This is a genomic window from Micromonospora sp. CNZ322, assembly GCF_007827755.1.
The window spans coordinates 1-1,188 of record NZ_VITD01000032.1 but is presented as its reverse complement, the minus strand read 5'-3'; the positions used below and the strand labels follow the sequence as shown (position 1 = coordinate 1,188).

Below are 1,188 nucleotides of genomic sequence, written 5' to 3'. Positions count from 1 at the left end.
GCCAGGCACCATCTACCAGCACACCCAAGATCCCTACCAACTGACACATGTATCGGGACTTCAACACTGACAGATGTCATGGGACTGAATAGTTACGGCGGAAAGGAAACTGTCCAAGATCTGGTGGGGAGGCGGCGCTCAACGGCGGAAGCCGTCCGGCGTGCGGCGGTGGCGAGTCGGTTTGTCTGTTCGGGACAAGACCGAACACGCCGTTGACCAGGCCGGACATCGGCGTGCTGTGCGGAACAGACCGCAGCGGTAGCAATCTTTTCAGATTCATCAATACGCTTCGAAGGATTCATCAAGCCGATACCACCGGTCATGGAGGTCACGCATGAAGGTCCGGCGTCTTCGACTCAAGCTGTCAATGGCGTTCGCGGTAACCGCCGCCCTCGTTGCCACAGGCTCACCAGCCTTCGCCGCTCACAACGACAACAGTGACATGACGCTCTGGGACGACAATGCATCGTGCCAGGCTGGTCGCATCGCATTCGTCGACTATGGCGAAGGCGCGCCCGGCGGTGGCATGAACGACGACTACTTCATCGTGTCGGACACGTGCGCGAATGGTGACGGGGTCCTGGGTCGCGTCTACGTCAATGGCGTCCTGATCGACACCCGGTACAACGGCGGCGGATCCGGGTCGTCGGTCATCTGGGATCCGGCGCAGGTCTACGCGAACGACGTGGTCCGGATGGATATCTGCACGGCGAACGGCCCGGAAGACTACTTGGGCTACCCGTGCGCCAGCAGGACCTTCCGCAGCGTGGACGGCTGACGGTAGCCGGAGGGCGGGCACCGGATGTGGCAGTGCCCGCCCTCGGGTCGGCTGGGCAGTGGCTGCGTCATCGGCGGTGCCGGGCGGTTCGAGATGGGCCCGCTGCCCACCGGTGGCACGTACACCCTGGTGCTCGACCCCTGGGCGGACGAGACCGGGTCGGCGACGGTCACCGTCCGCCAGGTCGCTTGAACTGCCTCTGCCTGCCACCCCGCCAGCCCGTCCCCGACCGGGCATCGGTCGGGGACGGCTGTTGAGCGTCCTTCACGCGGAGCAGTGACCTGTTGTTGTGGTCGGCGCCCAGGTCACCCGGCTCTAAGGCGTGTTTCATAAGCCGGGTCAGAGCCATTCGCAGATGATGGTGATGGTCAGGATGGCCTGGAACCGGACGGCCAACTTGTCGTAGCGGG

2 protein-coding genes are annotated in these 1,188 nt (G+C 63.9%); both read left to right on the top strand.

Annotation, left to right across the window (positions count from 1 at the left end; all coding sequences use genetic code 11):
• Nucleotides 1-334: 334 nt before the first annotated feature.
• Nucleotides 335-778: a hypothetical protein gene (locus tag FB453_RS33965; protein ID WP_145796917.1), complete on the top strand. Its 444-nt coding sequence runs from the start codon at nt 335-337 to the stop codon at nt 776-778.
• A 24-nt stretch (nt 779-802) separates the two neighbouring features.
• Nucleotides 803-970, top strand: a complete 168-nt coding sequence (locus tag FB453_RS34565) for a hypothetical protein (RefSeq protein ID WP_186718720.1) — start codon at nt 803-805, stop codon at nt 968-970.
• Nucleotides 971-1,188 lie beyond the last annotated feature (218 nt).

Bases quoted from the DNA above. Each gene is read 5' to 3' on its own strand.
- FB453_RS33965 (WP_145796917.1), top strand. From the start codon at position 335: ATGAAGGTCCGGCGTCTTCGACTCAAGCTGTCAATGGCGTTCGCGGTA.
- FB453_RS34565 (WP_186718720.1), top strand. From the start codon at position 803: ATGTGGCAGTGCCCGCCCTCGGGTCGGCTGGGCAGTGGCTGCGTCATC.